Annotated in this window: 24 protein-coding genes; 11 read left to right on the top strand and 13 right to left on the bottom strand. The window is 31.1% G+C overall.

Translation table 11 applies throughout. The annotated features are described in order from the left end of the window. Position 1: 1 nt before the first annotated feature. The 6 genes from napA to CSPT_RS02550 form a co-directional block, all read right to left on the bottom strand. Positions 2-2,788: a nitrate reductase catalytic subunit NapA gene (gene napA, locus CSPT_RS02575; protein ID WP_089182165.1), complete on the bottom strand. Its 2,787-nt coding sequence runs from the start codon at positions 2,786-2,788 to the stop codon at positions 2-4. A 154-nt stretch (positions 2,789-2,942) separates the two neighbouring features. Next, positions 2,943-3,296 (bottom strand): 50S ribosomal protein L20, encoded by a 354-nt coding sequence (gene rplT, locus CSPT_RS02570; RefSeq protein WP_089182164.1) that lies wholly within the window; start codon positions 3,294-3,296, stop codon positions 2,943-2,945. A gap of 83 nt (positions 3,297-3,379) precedes the next feature. After that, on the bottom strand, positions 3,380-3,574 hold the full coding sequence (rpmI, locus tag CSPT_RS02565; RefSeq protein ID WP_089182163.1) for a 50S ribosomal protein L35: 195 nt from the start codon (positions 3,572-3,574) through the stop codon (positions 3,380-3,382). Between the two features lie 66 nt (positions 3,575-3,640). Continuing rightward, on the bottom strand, positions 3,641-4,810 hold the full coding sequence (locus CSPT_RS02560; protein WP_089182162.1) for a sensor histidine kinase: 1,170 nt from the start codon (positions 4,808-4,810) through the stop codon (positions 3,641-3,643). Then, a complete protein-coding gene (locus tag CSPT_RS02555; protein WP_089182161.1) occupies positions 4,800-5,465 on the bottom strand; it encodes a response regulator transcription factor in 666 nt (221 codons plus the stop codon). The genes CSPT_RS02560 and CSPT_RS02555 overlap by 11 nt, the downstream gene beginning before the upstream one ends. Next, complete coding sequence (locus CSPT_RS02550) at positions 5,465-5,938, bottom strand: DUF1104 domain-containing protein (protein WP_089182160.1); 474 nt, start codon at positions 5,936-5,938, stop codon at positions 5,465-5,467. Before CSPT_RS02550 ends, CSPT_RS02555 begins: the two co-directional genes overlap by 1 nt. Positions 5,939-6,184: 246 nt before the next feature. On the opposite strand from CSPT_RS02550, the gene ispG reads away from it, so the two are divergent. From ispG to CSPT_RS02535, 3 genes are read left to right on the top strand one after another with little or no spacing between them, the layout of a single operon-like run. Next, positions 6,185-7,249, top strand: a complete 1,065-nt coding sequence (gene ispG, locus CSPT_RS02545) for a flavodoxin-dependent (E)-4-hydroxy-3-methylbut-2-enyl-diphosphate synthase (protein WP_089182159.1) — start codon at positions 6,185-6,187, stop codon at positions 7,247-7,249. 4 nt (positions 7,250-7,253) lie between these two features. After that, positions 7,254-8,642, top strand: coding sequence for a replicative DNA helicase (locus CSPT_RS02540; protein WP_374188430.1), 1,389 nt, complete (start codon positions 7,254-7,256; stop codon positions 8,640-8,642). A gap of 2 nt (positions 8,643-8,644) precedes the next feature. After that, entirely contained in the window at positions 8,645-9,901 is a 1,257-nt protein-coding gene (locus CSPT_RS02535) for a ComEC/Rec2 family competence protein (protein ID WP_089182157.1), read from the top strand. Here CSPT_RS02535 and CSPT_RS02530 read toward each other — a convergent pair. Further along, a complete protein-coding gene (locus CSPT_RS02530) occupies positions 9,824-10,693 on the bottom strand; it encodes a YihY/virulence factor BrkB family protein (protein ID WP_374188417.1) in 870 nt (289 codons plus the stop codon). The two genes, CSPT_RS02535 and CSPT_RS02530, sit on opposite strands and share 78 nt — an antisense overlap. Before the next feature lie 95 nt (positions 10,694-10,788). On the opposite strand from CSPT_RS02530, the gene CSPT_RS02525 reads away from it, so the two are divergent. Further along, complete coding sequence (locus tag CSPT_RS02525; protein ID WP_089182156.1) at positions 10,789-11,208, top strand: TOBE domain-containing protein; 420 nt, start codon at positions 10,789-10,791, stop codon at positions 11,206-11,208. Between the two features lie 28 nt (positions 11,209-11,236). On the opposite strand, the gene CSPT_RS02520 is transcribed toward CSPT_RS02525, so the two are convergent. Beyond that, positions 11,237-12,697 carry an aldehyde dehydrogenase family protein gene (locus CSPT_RS02520; RefSeq protein WP_089182155.1) on the bottom strand — a complete coding sequence of 487 codons (1,461 nt, stop codon included), beginning with the start codon at positions 12,695-12,697 and terminating at the stop codon, positions 11,237-11,239. Between the two features lie 251 nt (positions 12,698-12,948). Further along, positions 12,949-15,720 carry a valine--tRNA ligase gene (locus tag CSPT_RS02515; protein WP_089182154.1) on the bottom strand — a complete coding sequence of 924 codons (2,772 nt, stop codon included), beginning with the start codon at positions 15,718-15,720 and terminating at the stop codon, positions 12,949-12,951. A gap of 247 nt (positions 15,721-15,967) precedes the next feature. Here CSPT_RS02515 and CSPT_RS02510 point away from each other — a divergent pair, with 247 nt between their 5' ends. Next, on the top strand, positions 15,968-16,243 hold the full coding sequence (locus CSPT_RS02510) for a phasin family protein (protein ID WP_089182153.1): 276 nt from the start codon (positions 15,968-15,970) through the stop codon (positions 16,241-16,243). Next, a complete protein-coding gene (locus tag CSPT_RS02505) occupies positions 16,227-17,759 on the top strand; it encodes an ABC1 kinase family protein (RefSeq protein WP_089182152.1) in 1,533 nt (510 codons plus the stop codon). Before CSPT_RS02510 ends, CSPT_RS02505 begins: the two co-directional genes overlap by 17 nt. Here CSPT_RS02505 and rsfS read toward each other — a convergent pair. Then, the gene (rsfS, locus tag CSPT_RS02500) at positions 17,756-18,091 is read right to left on the bottom strand and encodes a ribosome silencing factor (RefSeq protein ID WP_089182151.1); all 336 of its coding nucleotides are present in this window, start codon (positions 18,089-18,091) and stop codon (positions 17,756-17,758) included. The two genes, CSPT_RS02505 and rsfS, sit on opposite strands and share 4 nt — an antisense overlap. Further along, positions 18,088-18,627 carry a nicotinate (nicotinamide) nucleotide adenylyltransferase gene (nadD, locus tag CSPT_RS02495; RefSeq protein ID WP_089182150.1) on the bottom strand — a complete coding sequence of 180 codons (540 nt, stop codon included), beginning with the start codon at positions 18,625-18,627 and terminating at the stop codon, positions 18,088-18,090. Before nadD ends, rsfS begins: the two co-directional genes overlap by 4 nt. A gap of 61 nt (positions 18,628-18,688) precedes the next feature. Between nadD and gap the strand changes: the two genes are divergently transcribed. The 5 genes from gap to ccoS all read left to right on the top strand — a co-directional run bounded on the left by gap (position 18,689) and on the right by ccoS (position 24,292). After that, positions 18,689-19,699 (top strand): type I glyceraldehyde-3-phosphate dehydrogenase, encoded by a 1,011-nt coding sequence (gene gap, locus CSPT_RS02490; RefSeq protein WP_089182149.1) that lies wholly within the window; start codon positions 18,689-18,691, stop codon positions 19,697-19,699. Further along, positions 19,699-20,907 (top strand): phosphoglycerate kinase, encoded by a 1,209-nt coding sequence (locus CSPT_RS02485; protein ID WP_089182148.1) that lies wholly within the window; start codon positions 19,699-19,701, stop codon positions 20,905-20,907. Before gap ends, CSPT_RS02485 begins: the two co-directional genes overlap by 1 nt. Further along, a complete protein-coding gene (locus tag CSPT_RS02480; protein ID WP_089182147.1) occupies positions 20,904-21,587 on the top strand; it encodes a triose-phosphate isomerase in 684 nt (227 codons plus the stop codon). The genes CSPT_RS02485 and CSPT_RS02480 overlap by 4 nt, the downstream gene beginning before the upstream one ends. An 81-nt stretch (positions 21,588-21,668) precedes the next feature. Then, the gene (locus CSPT_RS02475) at positions 21,669-24,062 is read left to right on the top strand and encodes a heavy metal translocating P-type ATPase (RefSeq protein ID WP_089182146.1); all 2,394 of its coding nucleotides are present in this window, start codon (positions 21,669-21,671) and stop codon (positions 24,060-24,062) included. Further along, on the top strand, positions 24,059-24,292 hold the full coding sequence (gene ccoS, locus CSPT_RS02470; RefSeq protein ID WP_089182145.1) for a cbb3-type cytochrome oxidase assembly protein CcoS: 234 nt from the start codon (positions 24,059-24,061) through the stop codon (positions 24,290-24,292). The genes CSPT_RS02475 and ccoS overlap by 4 nt, the downstream gene beginning before the upstream one ends. Before the next feature lies 1 nt (position 24,293). Here ccoS and CSPT_RS02465 read toward each other — a convergent pair whose 3' ends face one another. Then, entirely contained in the window at positions 24,294-24,611 is a 318-nt protein-coding gene (locus tag CSPT_RS02465; RefSeq protein WP_089182144.1) for a c-type cytochrome, read from the bottom strand. A 134-nt stretch (positions 24,612-24,745) separates the two neighbouring features. Continuing rightward, entirely contained in the window at positions 24,746-25,063 is a 318-nt protein-coding gene (locus tag CSPT_RS02460; protein ID WP_089182143.1) for a c-type cytochrome, read from the bottom strand. Positions 25,064-25,141 lie beyond the last annotated feature (78 nt).

The raw sequence follows: 25,141 nt of genomic DNA, 5'->3' as shown, positions 1-25,141 counted from the left end.
TTTACGCTTTATAAATTTTTACTGCACATTTTTTAAAGTCAGTTTGGTTTGAAAGAGGACAGGTTGCATCTAAACAAACTTTATTTATATACACTTTTTCATCAAACCAAGGCACATATACAAGACCGACTGGGGGCTTATTTCTACCTCTAAAATCAACTTTTGCTTTAACTTTTCCACGACGAGACTCAATCCAAACTACATCATTTTGAGAAACCCCTAGTTTTGAGCCATCAAGCTCATTCATATAACAAAGTGCCTCTGGAACAGCTCTATAAAGCTCTGGAACTCTCATAGTCATAGTTCCACTATGCCAATGCTCTAAAACCCTGCCCGTGCTTAACCAAAATGGATATTCATTATTTGGAGTTTCTGGTGGATCCATATAAGGACGGAAGAAAATTTTAGCTTTATTTGCTAAAGGAAATTTCTGCTCGCCACTTGTTACGCCTCTTAAATCGCCATTTGGCAAACTTGCTTTTGCATTACCATAAAATGCAAATTCATCATTAGGAGCCGAAAGTTTAGCATAAGGATCGTATTTTGTATTAAATCTCCACTGCGTTTCTTTGCCATTTACAACAGGCCATCTTAGACCTCTAACTTTATGATATGTATCAAAATCCGCTAAATCATGACCATGGCCTATACCAAATTTACGATACTCTTCCCAAAGATATTTTTGCACAAAAAATCCATATCCCTCAAATTCTTTATCATCGCTTCCTACAACTTTTCTATCATCGCCTTTAACTTCAGTATTGTCAAAACCTTCCATTATAATATCATTTATAGGGAATTTTTTGGCCTCATCATTAGCAAAAAGCACATCAAAAAGAGTATCATCTTCTTTATAACCCATAGAAATGGCCTCTGATAAAACATTAGGTAAAGTTAGTTTATCATCTATCTTTTTTTCGCCCCAAACTTCTTTTAGTTTAAAACGCTTAGAAAACTCTAACATCTGCCAAGTATCGCTCATTGCATTTCCAACTGGAATTACTTGTTGTTTCCAGTGCTGTGTTCTACGCTCAGCATTCCCATAAGCACCCCATTTTTCATATATCATAGCACTTGGAAGTATCAAATCTGCTACTTTTGCAGAAATTCCGGGATATGCATCACTTACAACTATAAAATTATCCATTTCCCTAGCTGCTTTTATCCAGTGATTTGCATTTGCGGTATTTTGCCAAGGATTATTTACTTGCACCCATGCAAATTTAATCTTTCCGTCTTCTAAATCACGCATAATTTGCATAAAATGTGAACCATTTTTTGGATTTATTGTACCAGCTGGAAGTTTCCAAATTTTCTCTGTTATCTCTCTGTGTTTTGGATTAGCAACAACCATATCAGCAGGAAGTCTGTGTGAAAAAGTACCAACCTCTCTAGCGGTTCCACACGCACTTGGTTGTCCTGTTAAAGAAAATGCACCATTTCCCGGTTTTGCTTGTTTGCCAAGTAAAAAATGCACCATATAGCTTTGTTCATTTACCCAAGTTCCTCTTGTGTGTTGATTAAAGCCCATTGTCCAAAAGCTTACAACTTTTCTATTTTGCTCTATATAAAGATCTGCAAGAGATTTTAGCTTACCTTTAAACTGCTCTATATCTTCATTTGCATCGCCTTTTGCTAAATTTGCAACAAAATCAAGCGTATAAGGTTCAAGTGCTTTTTTAAACTCATCAAAACTTATTTGCCAATGATTGCCAGCTTTTGTGGCATTTGAGTTTTCCATTTCATCGCCACTTTTCATACCAAGATAAGCTAAAGTTACGCCCTCGGCATCGCTTAAAATTTTTGATTTTTGTTTAGCAGTAGTGTCAAGTTCACTTGGCTGATATTTAGCATATTTTATATCTTTTCTCATACCATAGCCAATATTTACAGGTCCTGTTGTAAATACGCAATGTTTATCAATGAAATTTTTATCTATCATTTCAGGATAGTTATAAACTATCTCTCTTGCTATGTAGTTCCAAATAGCAAGATCTGTTTGAGGTCTAAAAATGATTTCGATATCGGCTAAATTTGAAGTTCTTGTTGAAAATGTAGATAAATTTACAACTTTTACTTTTTGCGGATTGCTTAGTTTTCTATCACTTACTCTACTCCATAAAATCGGATGCATTTCAGCCATATTTGCGCCCCAAGTTACGATAGTATCGGTTAGTTCTATATCGTCATAACAGCCGCTTGGCTCATCAATACCAAATGTTTGCATAAAACCAACAACAGCACTTGCCATACAATGTCTCGCATTTGGATCAATGTTGTTACTTCTAAATCCACCTTTTATCAGTTTTGCAGCCGCATATCCTTCTTGGATTGTGTATTGACCACTTCCAAAAACACCAATGCCAGTTGGACCAAGCTCATTATAAGCTTTTTTAAACTGCTTTTCCATCTCATCAAAAGCTCTTTTCCAACTAACTTCTTTAAATTTACCATTTTTATCAAACTCATCATTTGAATTTACTCTTAAAAGTGGGTTTTGAAGTCTATCGGCTCCATACATAATCTTAGCATTAAAATAACCTTTTATGCAGTTTAGCCCGCGATTAACCGGTGCAGCAGGATCGCCTTTTACTGCAACTATTTTGCCATCTTTTGTAGCAACCATTATGCCACATCCAGTTCCACAAAAACGGCATACCGATTTATCCCAACGCCAGCCATTTTCGGCACTATTTGCATCAGCCAAAACAGAACTAGGAATTGCTATCCCAGCACTACTGCAAGCCGCCGCACTAGCCGCACTCTTTATAAAGCTACGTCTATCCATCAAAGCTCCTTTAAAATATTATACGACTACATTATACAAAATAATATTGTAATTTGTGTTGAGATAAATCAATAAAATTTAATTTTCTATAATAGATAAATTTTTAAGTAAAATAAAGATTAATGAAAAAAGGCGAGAGAGCTCTCGCCTAAGCTTAAAGAGCAGCCTTAGCTTGTTTTACAACTGCACTAAATGCAGCTGCATCATTCATAGCCATATCTGCTAAAATTTTTCTATCAAGTTGTATGCCTGATTTTCTAAGTCCATTCATAAATTTAGAATAACTAATATCATTTAGTCTGCAAGCTGCATTTATTCTAACTATCCACAATCTTCTAAAATCGCGTTTTTTTGCTCTTCTATCTCTATAAGCATAACACAAACTTCTTTCTAATTGCTCTTTTGCTTTTCTAAAATGTTTGTGTCTTGCACTATAAAAACCTCTTGCTAGTTTTAAAACTTTTTTATGGCGTCTTCTTCTAACTACGCCTGTTTTTACTCTTGCCATGTTTATTTCCTTTCACAAAATGGCGCCCAATGGGTCTTTCCCTTTTTAAAGGGGAGTTTGAATGATTTAAATCAAAACCTTAATTATGCTTTGCAAAGCATTTTTTTAACTGCGGTTACATTTGTAGAATCAACATAACCAGGAGCTCTTAAGTTCCTTTTGCGTTTTTGAGACATTTTGGTCAAGATATGACTTCTAAAAGCTGAGCCTCTTTTTATCTTGTTTTTACCAACTTTAAAACGCTTAGCAGCACCACGAATAGATTTCATTTTTGGCATACTAATCCTTTAAAAAATTTGTAAAGAAAAAAGATTGTATCTAAAATTTGCTTTAAATAAATTGAATTAAGCAAATTTAACACTAAAAGTAGTGATTTTATTTGAGCTTTCACATCTTACGATAAAATTTAACTCATCTGCAAATTTTTTAACCAAGCTTAGCCCTATTCCAAAGCCACCACGATTTTGATTAAATCTTGTAAATTTATCATAAATTTTTTCTAAATTTTCCTTGCTTATCTCTTCGCCAAAATTTGTTATACTAAAACCATTGTTATCCAAATTTACACTGATTATACTATCTTTACTAGCATATTTTATAGCATTGTTTAATATATTATCAAATATCATTTTAAATTTATTTTCATCCGTTTTAAGTAAAACTTCTTTTAAATTTTGTTCTATTTTTAGAGAGTTTTGCTCTGCCATAACTTCAAAATAATCTATGCGATTTTTTATAATTTCTTTTAAATTTAACTCTTTTGGTTCATTTTTTGGCGATTTTAATGTTAAAAAAACAAGATAATTATATAAATTTGAAAGTGTTTTCGAAGCTATTTTGATATTATTAAGATATTTTTTAGGATCTGTTTGAAACATCTCTATACTCATTAATATCACACAAAGCGGCGTGTTTATCTCGTGCGTTGTATCTTTTATAAATGAATTAAGTTTTTCTATATGAAGCAAAAGCGGCTTAAATGATAGTTTGATGATAAAATACGAAATAAGCAGAAAAATGAAAAACATACACAAAAAACCAATGCCAAGTTTTATGATAAATAATGACATAAGCTTAGCATATTTCTGAGTTTTTAAAGTTATAGTAAATGATTTTGGGTTATGCATAGGCATGGGCCTTAATCTATAAAAAAACTCGGTTTTCATATAAGTAACATCGTCTAAAAAATATATTTTATACTTTTCATTTTGTAAATTATCATCTTGCAAATTAGGAATATCAAATTCTTTTAATATAAAGTTATTTTCAATGTTATCATGTATATTTGCATTTATTTCATGCTCTTTTAAAGTCTCTAAAATATCATTTAAATTTAAATCCATTCTAATGGCACTAAAAATCTCATTTGTGTGATTTCTTAGTTCTAAATTTGCTTCTTTGATTATTTCTGAGTAGTAAAATTTATATAAAAAAATACAAAATATAGATAAAAACGCAGTGCTTGTAATCATATAAAGCAAAAAAATAGGCAAAAAATGTTTTTTATGAGACATAAATATAGCCTATTTTTGATTTTGAAATTATCTTTTCATCTCCTAAAATTTTGCGTAAATTTCTTATATAAACTCTCAAACTCATCTCACTTGGAATCTCATCATAATCCCACAAAGCTTCGTAAATTTGTTCTCTTGAAAGAATTTTGTTTTGATTTTTTAAAAAAAGTGCTAAAAGTTCATTTTCTTTTTTGCTAAGTCCGGCATCTTTTTTGCCATTAAAAAGCGTTTTTGATGATATATCATAACTTAGTTCATTACCTAAATTTAAAACTTTATTTGAATTATGAAAAAACTCTCTTTTTAGTAAATTTTGCACCCTTAAAAGTAGTTCTTTGAGTTCAAAAGGCTTTTTTATATAATCATCACAACCAACCTTAAAACCGATATTTAAATCTTCTATTGTATTTAAAGAAGTTGTAAAAATACAAGGCGTGTTTTTGCCATTTTTTCTAAGCTCTTCTAAAAGATTAAAACCACTCCCACCTATTATTTTGACATCAAATATCCACAAATCAAAACTCTTTTCATAAGCCAAGCTTAAGCCATTATCATAATTTGCAACAGTTGTTATCTCATAACCATTTGCTTCAAGATACGAACTCATCATATCTTGAAGCATAAGCTCATCTTCTATTATTAAAATTTTACTCATTAGTGATTATGCTGCATGTGATTATCCATCATATCTTTACTCATGCCGCTGCCATTTTTCATACCTTTGCCCATACCTGAACCATTCATCATACCACATCCGCCTTTTGACATACCTGCATTTGAAATATATTTTTTACAAATAGCAAAATCAAAATCCGCCTTTTGAGATGAACTAAGTGTATTTATACGCTCACTTAATTTTTTATGAAAATCATCTCTAAAAGCTTGTCTGTCAGCAGGATTTTTACTCATCATCTCGGCTTTCATAATATTATGAAAACTTTGACACATTTTTGAAATTTCATTATAGTTATTATTTGCTCTTTTTCTTATCTCAAAAGCAGCGTCAGCTAAGCTTGATGTATCAGAGCTATTGATACCTGAGATTATCTCGCTTCCCATTTTATCACTCAAATCTGCACCAAATAGCATTGTAGCTAAAACCAAACTAGTAAATAAAACTTTTTTCATTTTGCTCTCCTTAAAATATATTTGATGTAATTGTATAAAAAAGTTGTTAAGTGATTGTGAATTATCTATCTAATACAAAATAAACTTTGTTAATACAATTATTTATTTCATTGACTTAAATAAATTTGTCAATATAAAAAAAATTTTCAAATTTATATATTACTATAATATAAACTTATAAAGCTTAAATTTAACCGATTTTTTATACAATATTTCTTAATTTTTACAAAGAAAGCTTATAAATTTATGCAAAGATATAAAACAAAAAAAATATTTGTTGGAGATGTTGCAGTTGGTGGAGATGCTCCTATTTCTGTGCAGTCTATGACATTTTCAAAGACAAAAGATATCGCTGCTACACTTGAGCAGATAAATAGACTATACTTCGCAGGAGCAAACATAGTGCGTTGTGCTGTGTTAGATCACGAAGACGCAAAAGCACTTAAAGAGATAAAAAAACAAAGTCCATTGCCTATAGTTTCTGATATACACTTTAACTACCGCCTTGCGTTAGAGGTTGCTCCTTTTGTGGATGCTGTGCGTATAAATCCTGGAAATATAGGCGGAAAAGAGAGAATAAAAGCCGTAGTTGATGCGTGCAAAGAAAGAAAAATACCTATAAGAATAGGCGTAAATTGGGGCTCTTTAGAAAAGCAGTTTGAAGAAAAATACGGAAGAAATGTTGAGGCTATGATAGAATCTGGACTATATAACATAAAGTTATTAGAAGATTTTGATTTTAATGATATTGCAATATCATTAAAAAGCTCAGACACAGTTCAAACAGTCGCAGCTTATAGAAAATTAAGACCGCTTGTAGATTATCCATTCCATCTTGGTGTAACAGAAGCTGGAACCAAATTTCACGCAACCATAAAAAGTGCTATGGCTCTTGGCTCACTTTTAATGGAAGGTATCGGGGATACAATGCGTGTTTCTATAACTGGCGAACTTGAAGAGGAGATAAAAGTAGCAAAAGCTATACTTCAAGATAGTGGCAGGCAACAAAGCGGTATAAATATAATCTCTTGTCCAACTTGTGGGCGTTTGCAAAGCGATTTAGTAAGTGTTGTAAAAATGGTAGAAGAAAAAACAGCACACATAAAAGAACCTTTAAATGTCTCAGTGATGGGATGTGTTGTAAATGCACTTGGTGAAGCAAAAGGAGCCGATGTAGCGATAGCTTTTGGAAAAGATGGCGGACTTGTGATAAGACATGGTGAAATAGTAGCAAAAATGCCACAAGATAAAATTCTTGATAAATTTTTAGATGAATTAAACGATGAGATAAAGATAAGAAATGGCAAATGAAATAATAAACTCAAATCTCTTTGACATAAGTATGGAAAGAGCTATTTTAAAAAGTATAATATATAATAACGATATGTTTTCAGAGGTTTATGACATTATAAAACCAGGGGATTTTTATCTAAAAAGTCATAGCGATGTGTTTAAATCTATGATAATTTGTATGAATGAAAACTTACCGATAGATACTTCTTTTCTTAAGAAAAAACTAGGAAATGACTATGATGAACAAACTTTAGTAGAAATTTTAGCAACAAATAGCATAATTGATATAAAACCATATGCAAAAGAGCTAAAAGATAAATCAATAAAACGCTCATTAGTAAAACTTGCACACAAAATACCACAAAAAGTTAGCGAAGATATAAATTCTCTTGATATGGTTGATAATATTAGTAAAGATTTATATGAGTTAGTTGATGAAAATAAAGACGCCAGGATAAAAGAAAGTCCTGAAATAGTCTCAGAAGTTGCAAGTTATTTAAGAGAGCAAAAAGACAAAGATGATAGAGATATAGTTGGCATAGATACAGGTTTTAGAGAATTAAACGAGATGACAAAAGGCTTTAAAAAGGGCGAACTTATCATAATAGCAGGTCGTCCTGGTATGGGTAAAACAACTCTTGTTTTAAATTTAATGTTAAATGTTGCATATAATGGTGGTGGGGTCGTTATGTTTTCACTTGAAATGGATGCAATGCAGGTAATGCTTAGAATGATGAGTTCAAAAACCTCTATACCATTGCAAGATCTTTTAAGTGCAAAACTAAACGATGATCAGTGGAGTAGGATTAGCGATGCATCACAAGCTCTTAGCGAAAAGAAAATCTTTATTCACGATGGCGGATATGTAAATATCCATCAAGTTCGCTCTCAACTTCGCAAACTAAAAGCAGCCCATGGCGAAATTTCTTTATGCGTTATAGACTACATAGGACTTATGACAAGTTCTAGCTCATTTAACGAAAGACATTTACAGGTTGCTGAAATTTCAAGAGGATTAAAACTACTAGCAAGAGAACTTGATATGCCAATAATCGCACTTTCACAACTAAACAGAAGCTTAGAAGCAAGAAATGATAAAACGCCAATGCTTAGCGATTTAAGAGAAAGTGGTGCTATAGAGCAAGATGCTGACTTAATCTTATTTGTTTATAGAGAAGAAATTTATCTTGAAAAAGAAGAAAAAGAAAGAGAGAAAAAAGCCAAGCTTGAAGGTAAAGAATATCAAAGAAATTTCATACCAAACAAATTAGAAGAAGATGCTGAAATAATCGTAGGCAAAAACAGAAATGGTCCAACAGGTAGAGTAAATGTGATATTTCACAAAGAATACTCAAGATTTGTCGATAAAAACTACATGGGACCTAGCGAAATTTCAACTTTTGAAGAGTAGTTTTGAGTACTATTTCTCTTTTTCAAAAAAGAAGAGAAATAGCCATTTTTTCATTTGTTTGCATATTTATTTTTATAGCAAATGTTACTTTTAGTTATACTGAGTTTATAAATTTAAAATCCAAAGATAAAATTTTTACAAATGGTCAAATTTTAGCCTCATACTTAAAAACAAATAACAAAAATAGAACTTATAGAGTTTTAAAGATTAAAACAGATTATGGCAAAATTTACACAACTATAAATAAAAACAGCACTATAAAATCAAATGATATGCTACATTTTGGATTTTATACAAAAAATATCAAATTTAAAGACTATTTAAAAGGCACGTTTTACGCACCAAGTTTTGCAAGAAAAATCACTAGCGTATCAAATAATATCTCAACAAAACTCTCAAATTTAATTAAATCACAACATAGTAATGAAAAAATGGGTGAATTTTACTCAGCACTATTTTTAGCAACACCTATTAGCAAAGAATTAAGAGAAGATGTGTATTTTTGGGGAATTTCGCATCTTGTTGCCATAAGTGGATACCACGCTGGCATAATATTTTCTTTTTCATTTATAATATTTTTACCAATTTATAAATTTTTTCAAAATAGGCATTTTCCATATAGAAATTCCAAATTTGACATAAGCATAGCAGTTTTTACACTGCTTTGTTTTTATCTTTATTTAATTAATTTTGTGCCGTCATTTTTTAGATCTGTTTTAATGGGGTTAATAGGCTTTTATTTTATAAGTAGAAATTTAAAAATCTTTAATTTTCAAACACTATTTCTAACAGCTATGATAGCTATTTGCATATTTCCATCGTTAATTTTTTCAATCGGCTTTTATTTTTCTATGCTTGGAGTTTTTTACATATATCTTTACATAAATCACTTTTATCATAAATTTCCACTTTGGATAAATTTGATATTTCTAAACATATGGACATTTTTAGCTATGGTTATACCGGTATTATACTTTTTTCCACTACTAAGCTTTCAGCAACTCTTCGTAGTGCCGCTAACTGCAATTTTTGGAGTTTTTTATCCATTAAGTGTATTTGCTCATTTATGTGGTTATGGGGATTTTTTAGATTTTGTTTTAATAAATTTTTCTTCTATCAGGCTTGAATACACTATGGTAAAAATACAATCTTGGCAATTTTATGCCCTAAATTTACTCTCATTAATCGCCATTAGATACAAATTCGTCGCTGTTTTTGTCGTTTTGTTCGGAATTTTGCCATTTTTTACTCTTATCTAAATCATCTAAAATCTTGCAAATTCTAACGCCATATAAAAATATTATCCACGAAAGATATATCCACACAAAGAAAAACAAAAGCACAGAAAATGACCCATATATGCTAAGATAAGTTTTATTATAAACCGCATATGCAACAAAACCTATCTTAGATATATCCCAAGCAAGACTGGCTAAAAATGAAGCTATGATTATGTTTTTTATATCTATTTTTTTGTTTATTGATATAGTATAAGTAACGCAAAATATCGCCCAAATGATTATATATGGAAGTATAGCAAGTATGTTTATCCAATCAGTTAGATAGTTTGAGTCTAAAATACTTTGTATTTTATTTGATAGAAAAAAAGAAGCCCCAAGTCCAAGTGGAGCTAAGGTTATAAGCGTCCAATACGAACTAACATTTCTCCAAAATCCTCTACTTTTTGCACCTGTTATTTTATTTATAATATACTCATAATCACTAAAAAACATAATAGATGTAAAAATTATCGCACCAAATCCAATAAAACCAAGACTTGAAGAGTTTTTTAAAAACTGCTCTACATAGGTTGAAACCGTATCTTGATGAGTTGGTAAAAGCGAAGAAAAAACAAAATTTTTTATCTTTATATAATACTCATCAAAACTTGGAAGTTGTGTAAAAATACTAAAAGAGATAAGCAAAACAGGTATGATAGAAAGAAGCGTATGAAAGCTAAGACTTGCCGAAAAATGCATCAAATCTTCGTCATATACAAGATTTGCGGTTTTATATATTTTATCATAAATATTTTTTAATTTTTGTCTCAAACGATACCTTTTTATTTGATAATTTTATGTTAGCTAAGTTTGTTTTAAAATAATATAAATGATATAATAAACTTAAATTTAAATAAGGAGTAAAAATGAAAATAGGTGCAAGAAATCAAATCAAAACACAAATTACCGAGATAAAAACAGGAAGTGTTAATTCTCTCATAAGTGCAAAATCATCTTGCGGTAAAGTTTTCAAGGCAACAGTTACGGTTGAATCTGAAAAAAATCTAGACTTAAAAGTTGGAAAAGAGGCTTATTTTATATTTAAGGCAATAAATGTAATCATTTCAAAAGATAACTCTTTGAAATTTAGTGCAACAAATCAAATAACTGGAAAAGTAAAAGATATCGAACTAGGCGATGTAATGTCTAAAATCACAATAAATTCAGATGGCTTAGAAATTTCATCAGTCATAACAAAAGAATCCACTCAAAGCTTAAATTTAAAACAAGGCGACAGCGTTACAGCTATGATAAAAGCTACAAATATAATCGTTGGCGTAAAATAACATATCGCCACAAAAAGTGGCGATAATCTTAATAAAATCCGCTTATTTTTCCTGTTAAATCTATCATAATATTTTTCATTTGAGTATAGTGCTCTAAAATGACTTTATGAGTTTCTCTTCCAATGCCTGAGTTTTTATATCCGCCAAATGGAGAACCAGCTGGAATTTGATTGTAACAATTTACCCAAACACGACCAGTTTCCATAGCTCTTGCGGTATTTAGTGCTTTTGTGATATCGTTTGTAAACACACCGCCACCTAAACCATACTCACTATCATTTACCATTTTTATAAGCTCATCATAGTTTTTAAATTTAATCACAACGCCAACAGGACCAAAAATCTCCTCTCTTGCAACTCTCATATCATTTGTTACATTTGTTAGTAAAGTTGGCTCCACAAAGCTTTTGCCGCAATTTGCGTTTTTTCCGCCAACTGCTACAGTTGCACCTTCTTTTTTACCAATCTCAACATAATCTAAAATTTTTTTAGCTTGATTTTCATTTATCTGTGAGCCCATTTGAGTATTTGGATCTAGTGGATCTCCAACTTTTATAGCTTTAAATTTTTCAACCAAAGCATCTACAAATTTATCATAAATTGCTTCTTCTACAAAAATTCTACTTCCCGCACAACAAACCTGACCTTGATTAAACAAAATTCCCATCTGCACACCATCAAGTGCTTTTTCCCAGCTTGCATCAGCATATATGATATTTGCACTTTTGCCGCCAAGTTCAAGTGTAGCTGGTATAAGTTTTTCTGCAGCCGCTAAAGCTATATCTCTACCTATCTCGGTTGAACCAGTAAATGCAAGTTTATCTAAACCTGGATGATTTTTTAGATACTCTCCTGCTTTTGAGCCTTTTCCAGTAACAACATTTACAACACCTTTTGGCAAAACATCTTTTATAAGCCTCATTAACTCTAAAACACTCAAACTTGTCTCAGATGATGGTTTAAACACGCTTGTATCTCCAGCGGCTATAACAGGAGCCAACTTCCAAGCAGCCATTAAAAATGGAAAATTCCACGGAACTATCTGACCGACCACGCCAATTGGCTCTCTTAAAACTATAGAAAGCTGTTTTTCATCCAAAACATTTGAACTTCCCTCTTCGCCTTGTATAACACCAGCAAAATACCTAAAATGCTCCGCAGCATAAGGTATATCAACATTTAGCGTTTCTCGTATAGGTTTTCCATTTTCCATACTTTCAACTTCTGCTAAAAATTTAGCATTCTCATCTATAATTTCAGCTATTTTATTTAGTATTTTGCTTCGCTCAGTTACTGTGCTATGTCTAAATTTATCAAATGCTTTTCTAGCTGCCTTGTAAGCTTTATCTACATCATCTTTACTTGCATCTGCAATGCTTGCTATTTTTTTACCGTTTGCAGGATTGTAAGTGTCGATTGTAGCTGAATTTTCAGCTTTTACAAACTCTCCATCTATAAACAAACCATAATTTTCTTGTAACTTAGACATATTTTCTCCTTTAAATTTTATTTTGTATTTTTATTATAGATTGCATAAATAAACAAGTAAATAATTAATTGATAATAAAAATCATATTAAATTTAATTGAAATTGTTATAAGATACTTTATACAAATTATGCGATTTTAGGATATAAATTGCATTAGTTTTATAAATTCTAGATAGCTTTTTAGACTTATTTGACACTAAAAACCATCTAGAATTATATTAAATTGTGTAACTTTTGGTAACTATAAATAATTAAGCAAAATTTGAAAGCTCACTTAAAACTTTTTCAAGCTGAGTTTTAGCGTTTTGCAAACCTGCTTTATTTGTTTCTATAACTGAAGCTGGAGCGTTTGCTATAAATTTTTCGTTTCCAAGCATATTTTCTAGCTTTGCAATCTCTTTTTCAAGTTTGGTTTTTTGAGCGTTAAGGCGTTTTATAAACTCGCTTGTATCAACTCCACTTAGCGGCACAAATGTGCTTAAATTCCCGCTTACATCAGTAATAGAATTTTCTATCTTAGAATCTGTAAATTTAACATCTTCACATTTTGATAAAAGTTTTATAAATTTTATAGCGTCATTTAAATCAATATCGCTATTTAACTTTACATAAGCAAGTGGAATCTTTGAATTTCCTAAATCAATCACAGCTTTTGCACGGCGAATTGAAATAACAGCTTCTATTAAAATACTAAAAAGTTTTTCTATCTCTTCATCATTTTTTGAAATTTTAGGATAGTTTGAGAGCATTATAGACTTAGAATTTTCTAAATTTGAACCACTTAGTTCGTGGTATAAATACTCACTTAAAAACGGCATAAATGGGCTAAGTAGCTTCATAGCTTCTTTAAAAATCGCTCCAAGTTCTACAACGCTTTCTTTTTCAGCCTTACTTAACTCAATGCCCCAGTCGCAAAACTCATCCCATAAAAATTTATACAAGGTATTTGCAGCATCGTTAAATCTATAAGTATCTAAATTTGTGCGAACTTCATTTACACAAACTTTAAATCTGCTATGCAAATACAAACCAAGTTTAGTTTTTATCTCACACTCATTTAAATCAGGGAATTTAGGAGCATTCATTAGTAAATATTTATGAGCGTTATAAAGTTTGTTTGTAAAATTTCTAACTAGTACCATTTTTTCTTCGCTAAGCCTGATATCACGCCCTTGAACGCAAAGAAGTGCGAGCGTAAAGCGTAAAATATCAGCACTATACTCATCTATTTTAACAAGCGGATCTATAACATTTCCGCTACTTTTACTCATTTTTGAGCCATCAGCAGTTTTAACTAAAGCGTGTAAATAGATATCTTTAAATGGTAATTTTTCCAAAGCGTTTTGGCTTTGAAACATCATCCTTGCAACCCAGAAAAAGAGTATATCAAAGCCAGTTATAAGCATAGTGTTTGGATAAAACTCATTTAAATCATTTTCAAACCACTTCTCATCTTTATACGCTTCGCCATTTCCCCAGCCAAGAGTTGAAAACGGCCAAATCCCGCTGCTAAACCAAGTATCAAGCACATCAGGGTCTTGATGAAAGTGGTTTTTGCCACATTTTGGACAACATTTTGGCATATCTTCTTCGCTAGCCCACTCATAACCACATTCATCGCAGTAAAATACAGGGATTTGATGACCCCACCAAAGCTGCCTTGAAATGCACCAGTCTTTTAGCTCTCTCATCCACGCATTAAAGCTATTTATCCAATGACTTGGGAAAAACTCTGCCTTGCCATCATTTACAGCCTTTATAGCCTCTTTTGCGATATCGCTTTTAACAAACCACTGCTTTGAAATGTAAGGCTCAACGACATTTTTACAGCGGTAACAATACCCAACTTGATTTGTATAATCTTCTATTTTTTCAATATTTCCTAAACTGCTAAGTTTTTCAACAACCTTATCTCTTGCTTCAAGTCGCTCTAAGCCCTTAAATTCGCCACATTCATCGTTTAAAATTCCTTTTTCATCAAATATAGTAATAAATTCTAAGCCGTGGCGATTTCCTACTTCATAGTCGTTTTGATCATGAGCTGGAGTTACCTTTACAACGCCTGTTCCAAAGCTCATATCTACATAATCATCAGCTATTATCTCAACTTCGCGGTTAATGATAGGTAAAATCACCTTTTTGCCTATCAAATGCTTGTAACGCTCATCGTTTGGATTTACCATGATGGCGGTGTCGCCAAAGAATGTTTCAGGTCTAGTTGTAGCAACTATAACATAACGGCTCGTCTCGCACGCCATCTTTGAAAAATTCTCACTTGAACTGCACTGCGAAGCACCATTAGTACATCTCGTTTGTTCTTCGCTCGAATTTTCCAAATTTAGTGCACGATACTTTGCCTTATTAATTTGTTTCTCTTTGGCTGAATTTGTTAAATTCTCATCTGCTAAATAATATCTTAAATAATAAAGCTTTCCAGCATTTTCTTTATGCTCAACTTCCACATCACTTAATGCACCATCATGCGTGCACCAATTTACCATATAATTTCCACGAACTATCAGTCCAGCGTTGTATAAATTTACAAAAGCTTTTTTTACAGCACTTTTTAAGCCATCATCCATTGTAAAACGAAGTCTTGACCAAGCTGGTGTGATACCTAATTTTCTCATTTGCTTTAAGATAGTTCCGCCGCTTTGTTCTTTCCATTTCCACACTTCATCAAGGAATTTTTCACGCCCAAGCTCTTCTTTTGTAATGCCTTTTGCAAGAAGACGCTTTTCAACTACATTTTGAGTTGCGATTCCTGCGTGATCCATTCCTGGTTGATAGAGCGTTTTATAGCCATCCATTCTTTTATAACGAGTTATTATATCTTGAAGCGTAAAAGTTAATGCGTGTCCGATATGAAGCACTCCTGTAACATTTGGTGGTGGCATCATTATGCAAAATGTCTTATCATCTTCTTGAATACTTTTGTTTCCATCTATCTCAAAATATCCGCGTTCTTCACAAATTTTATAAAATTTATCTTCAATATCTTTTGGGTTGTAAAAATCTGCCACTTGTTATCCTTAAAAATTATTAGTCTTAAATTTTACCTAAAATATTTTGATAAAATGATTAACGCAAATAATCCACTAAATTTTTATTAATTTATAATTTTATCAAAACAAAAAACAAGTTTTTACCATCTTTTGCAACCAAATATCAACGCCATTTTTTTAAAATTCATAGTATTTATATTTTAAAAATTTAGTTATTGCTTTTATGATATAATCGGTATTATAAATTAAAATTTAGGAGCAAATTATGCTAAAAGATATACTTTACATAGGGCTTGGCGGCTTTTTAGCAACAAAAGATAAAATTCAAAAAGAACTAGATGCTTTGGAACAAAAAGGTAAATTAAGCAAAGAAGACAGCAAAGCTTTTCTAAAAAGTCTATACGAAAAAGGAGAAGATGAGCACGAAAGACATATGCAAATTTTAAAAGATATTTTAAAAGACATTATAAAAGATTTAAATTTAGCAACAAAAGATGACATTGAAAAATTAGAAAAAAAGATAGATGATAAAATTTTATAATCCATTAAGAATTTGGAAAATTTTTCGCTTATTACTCACATTTTTTCTTTTAATTAGAAAGAAAAAGTCTTTTTTCCTAGTTAAACCCTTAAAAGCAAATCAAATTTCAACACACATAAATTCGCTTGGTGCAAGTTTTATAAAACTAGCCCAAGTTCTAGCAACTAGAAGTGATTTTTTCTCTCCAAAATATTTAGAAGAGTTAAAAAAGATTCACGATTCGCTTCCTCCAATGAGCGAGAGTGATTTTAAAAAAATATATAAAGATGATATTTTTACTAAATTTAACAAAACCCCTATAGCATCAGCCTCCATAGGACAAGTTCACGAAGCTTATCTTAAAGATGGCACAAAAGTTGCAGTAAAAATAAGAAGATATAACATAAAAAAGATGGTAGTTTGCGATATTAAGATTATTTATTTTTTAAGCCATATATTTTCTCCACTCTTTTCTCATTACACAAAACATTCTATAGAAGCGGTAATATCTGAATTTTCATCGACTATATTAAGAGAAATTAGTATGAGCGAAGAACTTAAAAATTTAGAAAAATTTTCACAAATTTATAAAAATTGTAATATTAAATTTCCAAAAGCATATAAAGAATATTGCAACGACGATATGCTAACAATGAGTTACGAAGAAGGTTTTAGGTTTGATGATATACAAAATATAAAAAAACACAACATAAATATAAATAAGGTTATAAACGATTTAGTTATGTTTTATGTCGAGCAAATGCTTATAAATGGATATTTTCATGCTGATCCCCACCCTGGAAATGTGCTTATAAATAAAAATTCCGAGATAATATTGCTTGATTACGGTATGGTAAAAATGGTTCCAAATGATACAAGACTTGCCATCATATCTTTGCTAAAAGCAGCAAATGAAGGGGATTATATCAAATACATAGCAGCTTCAAAAAAACTTGGGATAAGTGCTTACGAAACGCCAGATATTTTATTGGCTGAATTTGTTGAAAGAATTTTTGAAATCTTTTCCAATAACGCTTTAAGTAGTTCAAATATGCAAGATTTGGCAAATGAAGTAATGCAAAGCACTAGGAAATTTCCATTTAAATTTCCAATGGAAGCAATTTATATTTTAAGAGTAAGTGCTATCATAGAAGGTCTTGGAACAAGTTATATAGAAAATTTTAATGGTATTAAGGATATTTTGCCAATTTTAGTTAAAAATATACCAAGAGCTTATAACAAAAAGTATACATTTGTTGAGTTTGCAATGGATGAGATAGAAGACATTCCACAAACTATAAACAACGCAAAAAATAGCCTACAAAAGCTAAACTATGGGGAACTTGAAATAAACATATCAAAACAGCAACTAAGCTATTTTAAAAAAGCTATAAATGAAACAATAAATTCCATTTTAATAGGATTTATTTTTATAATTACGGCATTTTTCTTAATTATTTTTGATAAAAGCTATGCTTTAATTGCGACTGTATTTTTGATTTTAGGATTTATAAAATTGCTTTATAGAAAGTCTTAAACAATCTTTTCTTTCATTTCTTTAATCTGTTCTAAAAGCTCTTCTATATTGTATTTTGCCCTATAAGCTGGATCAAAAAGGTGAATTACCATATCTCCTAGATCTATAACACTCCATTCATCTGAAATTTCAACATTTAAAAACTCTTCTTTAAGCGGCTTTAACTTATTTTTTAACTCATCAATGAGAGCCAAAGAATGTTTAGCACCTAGTGTTGTAGCTATGATTACATAATCTACAAAATACTCATCTTTGCTCATATCAAAAAACTGAATTTCTTCAGCCTTTTTTTCGTCTAAAATTTTGATTATATTTTCTATTCTTTGATTCATCTCTTTCCTTGGTAAAATTTAATAACTTCATCTTTGATAATTTCAGGTATTTTATCATCTTCAAGATTTGTTCTAATTTGTGAAGATGAAATATTAACATTTATATCAAATTTTTTCAACTCATTAGGTATATCGATGTGATCTCTTGAGGCTATTATAAATGTTACCATTTTGCATAACTCATCAAAATGATGCCATTTTTCTAGAGTTGATAAATGATCAGCTCCAATTATGAGATAAAAAGTATTTATATCGTAAATTTTATACATATATTTTACGCTTTGTATAGTTGGAACTGGTCTATTTTGATTTATCTCAAAATCACTTATTATAACTTTTGGTAAATTTCCCCAAAGCTTCTTAGCCCACTCATATCTAAGTTTAGGAGGGGCGTTAAACTCATTTTTAAAAGCACTTATAAAAGTTGGCATTATTATAAACTTATCAATATCAAGCGTTTGCAAAGCCATTTTTACAATGCTGTCGTGTCCAAAATGCGGCGGATCAAAACTACCACCAAAAAAAGCTATATTCATTTAACCTTTTTTAACCTTATTTTTTGTAAAATTTACGCTATTATAACCAAAAAGGAACAAAATGTCAGTAAAAATTGCTATAAATGGTTTTGGAAGGATTGGCAGATGTGCTGCAAGGATAGCTTTAAGTAGAGACGATGTCGAACTTGTAGCCATAAACGATACAGCCGCTTCTAGAGATATTACAAGATATTTACTTCAATACGACACAGTCCATAGAGAATTTAATAAATCAGTAGAAGTTATAGATGATCACACAATATCAGTTGATGGCAAAAAAATCCAAGTTTATTCAACGCGCGATCCAAAAGAACTGGATTTTAAAAGCTATGGAGTAGATGCGGTTTTAGAATGCACTGGGGCTTTTTTAACACAAGAAAAATGTCAAGTTTATATAGATAATGGGATAAATTTAGTTGTTATGTCAGCACCTGCAAAAGATGATACTCCAACTTTTGTAATGGGAGTAAATGAGGAAAAATATGCCGATGAAAAAATCATTTCAAATGCAAGTTGCACAACAAACTGCTTAGCGCCGATTGCAAAAGTTATAGATGAGAAATTTGGAATAGTAAAAGGCTTGATGACGACAGCTCACGCTTATACAGCAAGTCAAAATTTACTAGATGTAAAGGGGAAAGATTATAGAAAAAGCAGAGCCGCTGCAACAAATATCATCCCAACTACAACAGGTGCTGCAAAAGCAATCTCCTTAGTTTTACCAAATTTAAAAGGAAAAATGCATGGTCTTGCACTAAGAGTGCCAGTTCCAAATGTTTCTATGGTTGATTTAAGCGTATTGCTTTCTAAAAAAGTTACAGCAGATGACGTAAATGCAGCTTTTGAAGAGTATGCAAAAGGACCTATGAAAGGAATTTTGTTAATTGATAAAGATAACAGAGTTTCAAGCGATTTTACAACTTGTCCGTATTCAAGCATACTTGCAAAAGATTTAACACAAATTATAGATGGAGATATGCTAAAAGTGATGGCTTGGTATGATAATGAATGGGGATACTCACAAAGACTTATAGATTTGGCAATTTATGCTACAAAAAAAGGAAATAAATAATGGAAGATTTGCTTTCTATAAAAGATTTAAAATTAAAAAAAGGTAGCAGCGTTTTTATAAGATGTGATTTTAACACCCCAATGGATGAGTTTTTCAATATCACAGATGATAGACGAATTCGCTCAGCTCTGCCAACTATAAAATACTGCTTAGATGAAGGTTGTAAAATAGTTTTAGCAAGTCATTTAGGGCGACCCAAAAATGGATATGAAGAAAAATTCTCACTAGAACCTGTTGCAAAAAGACTATCAACTCTTATGAAAAAAGATATCGTTTTTGCAAAAGACATAATAGGAAATGATGCAAAAGAAAAATTTGAAAATTTAAAAGATGGCGAAATTCTTCTTCTTGAAAATTTACGCTTTGAAAAAGGCGAAACAAAAAATGATGAAAATTTAGCAAAAGAGCTTTCTAAATTTGGAGAATTTTTTATAAATGATGCATTTGGAGTTTGTCATAGAGCCCATTGTAGCGTTGAGGCTATAACTAAATTTTATGATGATGAGCACAAGGCTGCAGGATTTTTGCTGATAAAAGAGATAACTTTTGCACAAAATCTCATCAAAAAACCAGCTCGTCCTTTTGTTGCTGTAGTTGGCGGAAGTAAAGTTAGCGGAAAACTACAAGCACTTACAAACCTACTTCCTCGCATCGATAAGCTAATAATAGGCGGTGGAATGGCTTTTACTTTTCTAAAAGCAATAGGTTATAATATAGGAAATTCTCTCTTAGAAGAAGATTTGATAGAAGAATCGCTAAAAATATTAAGAAAAGGCAAAGAACTTGGCGTAAAAATTTATCTTCCAATCGACACCATAGCAGCACCAATTTGTTCTCAAGATACAGTTATGAAATATGTTACAACACAAGAAATTCCATCTGGTTGGATGGGGCTTGATATAGGACCAGCAAGTGTTGTACTTTTTAGAGAAGCACTAGAAGATGCCCAAACTATATGGTGGAATGGACCAATGGGCGTATTTGAGATAGATAAATTTGCTAAAGGAAGTTTAAGGATAAGTCACGCAATAGCAGAAAGCCACGCTACAACCGTCGTTGGTGGCGGAGATACAGCTGATGTTGTAGAGCGTTCTGGAAATGCAGACGAAATAACATTTATCTCAACTGGCGGTGGAGCGAGTTTGGAGTTGATAGAAGGTAAAGAACTTCCTGGAGTAAAACCGCTTAGAAAAAAGGATGAAGATTGATATATGCCGCAAATTTCAAATGTAATCATACAAGAGAAAGTTTTTATAACTATGCCAATGAGCTAAATGATATCATAATAAATTCGAAAATAGATGATGAAATAATGGTTTTTCCAACCTCATCATCATTTTTAAAAAATGAAAATTTACATTTCACACAAGGCGCACAAAATTTTTATCCTTGCGAAAATGGTGCTTATACAGGAGAAATAGGCAAAGAACAGCTTGATGAATTTGGCATAAATACGGTTTTGATAGGACATTCAGAAAGACGCACAATACTAAAAGAAGATGAAAGTTTATTAAAAGATAAATTTAATTTTGCTATGAAAAATAAATTTAAAATAATTTATTGTATAGGCGAAAGTTTAGAAATTTACGAAGATAAAAAAACCGAAAAATTTTTAGAAAAACAACTAAGTAGCATTGATTTAAACTATTCAAATTTAATAATAGCTTATGAGCCAGTTTGGGCGATAGGAAGCGGTAAAATACCAAGTATAAGCGATATAAAAAATATACTTGATTTTATATCTACAAACACAAAAGCTCCTTTGCTTTATGGTGGAAGCGTAAAAAAAGAAAATATAAAGAGTATTTTAGATGTAAAAAACTGCGGCGGTGTTTTAGTTGGCGGTGCGAGCTTAAAAATACAAACTTTTTGCGAGTTATTCATATAACTCGCCAATCTATCTTTTTAATCAAATTTAAAAACCAAATTTACTATAATAATAAAAAATTAACATTTTAAAGAAAATTTTATGAGTCAACAAAAATGCGAACACTGCAAACTTAAATTTGATACAAATTCTATGATAAGCGATGAAAATGGACTTAAATTTTGCTGCAATGGTTGTAAAAATGTTTATCATATCTTAAATGAGTCTGGTTTTGGTGAGTTTTACGATAGACTTGGTAAAAATACGCTTCAACCTGTAACACAGAGCACAACAATTGCTGATAGTATAGATTATATATATAAAAACTATGTTACAAAAACAGATGATGGCTTTGATGAAATTTACATAATAATAGAAGGAATTCACTGCCTTGCTTGTATTTGGCTAAATGAAAAAATACTTTTTAATACAAAAGGGGTTATAGAAGCTGACATAAACGCTACTACAAACAAAGCTAAAATCGTCTGGGATAGTAATGAAATTTCGCTAAAAGAGATATTTGAAAAAATTAAACTAATCGGCTACAATCCAACGCCATATGATGCAACTCGTGCGGAAATAAGGGCAAACTCACTAAGAAGAGAATTTTATGCAAAACTTCTAGTTGGAATTTTTGGCATTATGAATATTATGTGGATTGCTATAGCAAATTATGCCGGATATTTTAGCGGCATAGATAAAGATATAAAAAGCGTATTAGCATTTGGGGAATTTACACTTGCTACGCTTGTGCTGTTTTATACTGGAAGCGTGTTTTTCAAAGGTGCCATAATGGCTTTAAAAACCAAAATGCCAAATATGGATCTGCTTGTAGCAAGTGGGGCAAGTATAGCTTATGTTTATTCTATATATGCTATGTTTTCAAGAGTCGGCGAGACATATTTTGACTCTGTTGCAATGATAATCACATTTGTTTTTATAGGAAAATATTTAGAAATTTTAAGTCAAAAAAGAGCCACAGATACTCTTGATTCTCTAAGTTCTTTTATGGTCTCGGGCATCTTTGTGTTGCAAGATGGAAAAAGTGTGGAAAAAAACATAAACGAGATAAAAAAAGGCGAAATTATCATACTAAATAGCGGACAAAAGGTTTTAATCGATGGCGTTGTATTAAGCGGTGAAGGAAGTTTTGATTATTCAAGTTTAAGCGGAGAAAGTATTCCTGTGTATAAAACAAAAGACGATGAAATAACAAGTGGAGCGATATGTTTAAATGGCAGTTTAACTTACGAAGCTAAAAATGAATTTAAAAACTCTACTTTATCAAAAATCATAAATTTACTTCAAAACGCTACTTCTAAAAAACCAATAATTCAAAATATCGCAAATGCCATATCATCTAAATTTTCTCTTGCAATTTTGATTTTAGGGGCTATAAGTTTTATTTTTTGGTATGCAAAAACTGGAAATTTTTCCATATCTATGCTTATTTTTATATCTGTTATTATCATAGCTTGTCCTTGTGCGATAGCGCTTGCTACACCGATTTCATCGATAGTTGGATTAAATGTGGCTTTAAAAAAGGGTATTCTTTTTAAAGAAGCTAAATTTATAGAAGATTTATCAAAATGCGATACGGTTATTTTTGATAAAACAGGAACACTTACAAAAGCAAAACTTAGCGTTAGCAAAGCTGAAATTTATGAAGAGTTTGACATAAACTTACTTTATTCACTTGTTTTAGCCTCAAACCACCCAATAAGCATTACCATAAAAGAGTATATAAAAAATAGTTATGAAAATTTACACATATTAAAACTTAGTGAGATAAAAGATATAACAGCAAAAGGAATGAGTGCTAAATTTGAAAATAAAATAATTTATGGTGGAAGCTACAATCTTATGAAAGAACTTGGCTTTGATTGTCAAAAAAGTAATTTTAGTAACTACTTTTTTGTTTTAAATAATAAAATAGTAGCTAAATTTGAACTAAAAGATGAAATCAAAGATAATGCATATGAACTTATAAAATCATTAAAAGAAAATGGTCTAAAAACGATAATGCTAAGTGGGGATAATGAAAATGTGGTAAAAGAAGTAGCACGAAATTTAAAAATACAAGAGTATAAAAGCGAACTTTTACCTATACAAAAAGCACAATTTATAGAAAATTTAAATAAAAAAGGTCACAGCGTTGCGATGGTAGGAGACGGCATAAACGACGCATTGGCACTAAGTTATGCAAGAGTTTCTATATGTGTTGGAAATGGGGCTGATATAAGCTTGGAAAAAAGCGATATAGTTTTACTTGGAAATGAAATACTAAATTTAAAAAATGCTTTTTTAATAGCCAAACGCACATATAAAATAATCAAGCAAAATCTTATCTTCTCACTAATATACAACTCTCTTACCATTCCCCTTGCAATGTGTGGATATATAATACCGCTATTTGCAGCACTATCGATGTCTTTTAGCTCTATAATAGTTGTGTTAAATGCACTTCGCATAAAAAGTATAAAGGAGATAAAATGAGTGTAGAAATAATAGCTTTAATGCTAAGTGTGTCAATATTGCTTGGTCTTATAGCCTTAGGGGCTTTGCTTTGGGCTTTAAAAAATAGACAATTTGACGATCATGATAAATTTTTAAGAGCAACTCAAAATGATGGAGAAGACGCACTAAACGATGCGTATAATATGGAAATAAAGAAAAAAGAAGCTTTGAAAAAAAAGTCGGAAAGCAAGAGCTTCCCGATGGATTAAATTATTTCAATGTTGAAATATAATCATTTACTGCTTTCATATCTTCTTCAGATAGTGAAGACATTTGAAGTTTCATAACAGCACCCATATTAAATTTACCTTTACCGCCATTTACTGTTCCGGCTTTATAAGCTTTCATATCTTCAAGTCTTGTTGCAGGATCAACTTGTGTAAGTACTGGAACTTTATTTAGATAGCTTTTTTCAGCTTTAGCACCATGACATGCTATACATTTTTTATAAATAGTAGCACCATCAGCTGCAAAAATTGAGCCGGCGGTAAAACATGCTAACATACTAGCTATAACTAACTTTTTCATTTTATATCCTTTATTTGATTTAGTTTTAAAATTATAATTAAATTTAGTAAATTTATGATTAATTAAATTGATATTATAAATATTAAAAACATAAGTAAAAAAATCAGGAAGCAAGAGCTTCCCGATAGATTAGATTATTTCAATGTTGAAATATAATCATTTACCGCTTTCATATCCTCTTCAGATAAAGTAGCCATTTGACCTTTCATAACAAGACCCATGCCAAATAGTCCTTTACCATCACCTATTGTGCCAGCTTTATAACCTTTCATATTTTCAAGTCTTTTTTCTGGCTCAATTGTTGTTAAAACAGGAACTTTGTTTAGATAGCTTTTTTCAGCTTTAGTACCATGGCAAACTGCGCATTTTTTAAAAATAGTAGCACCATCAGCCCCAAAAACTGATCCAGCGGTAAAACATGCTAACATAGTAGCGATAACTAATTTTTTCATTTTTATATCCTTGTGTTTGATTTAGCAACAAAATTATAATTAAATTGCATAAACCTATAATTAATTAAAATAATAATA

It is taken from the genome of Campylobacter sputorum subsp. sputorum (genome assembly GCF_008245005.1).
In the GTDB taxonomy this organism is placed as follows: Bacteria; Campylobacterota; Campylobacteria; order Campylobacterales; family Campylobacteraceae; genus Campylobacter_F; species Campylobacter_F sputorum.
This window is presented reverse-complemented; position numbering and strand designations above follow the sequence as displayed.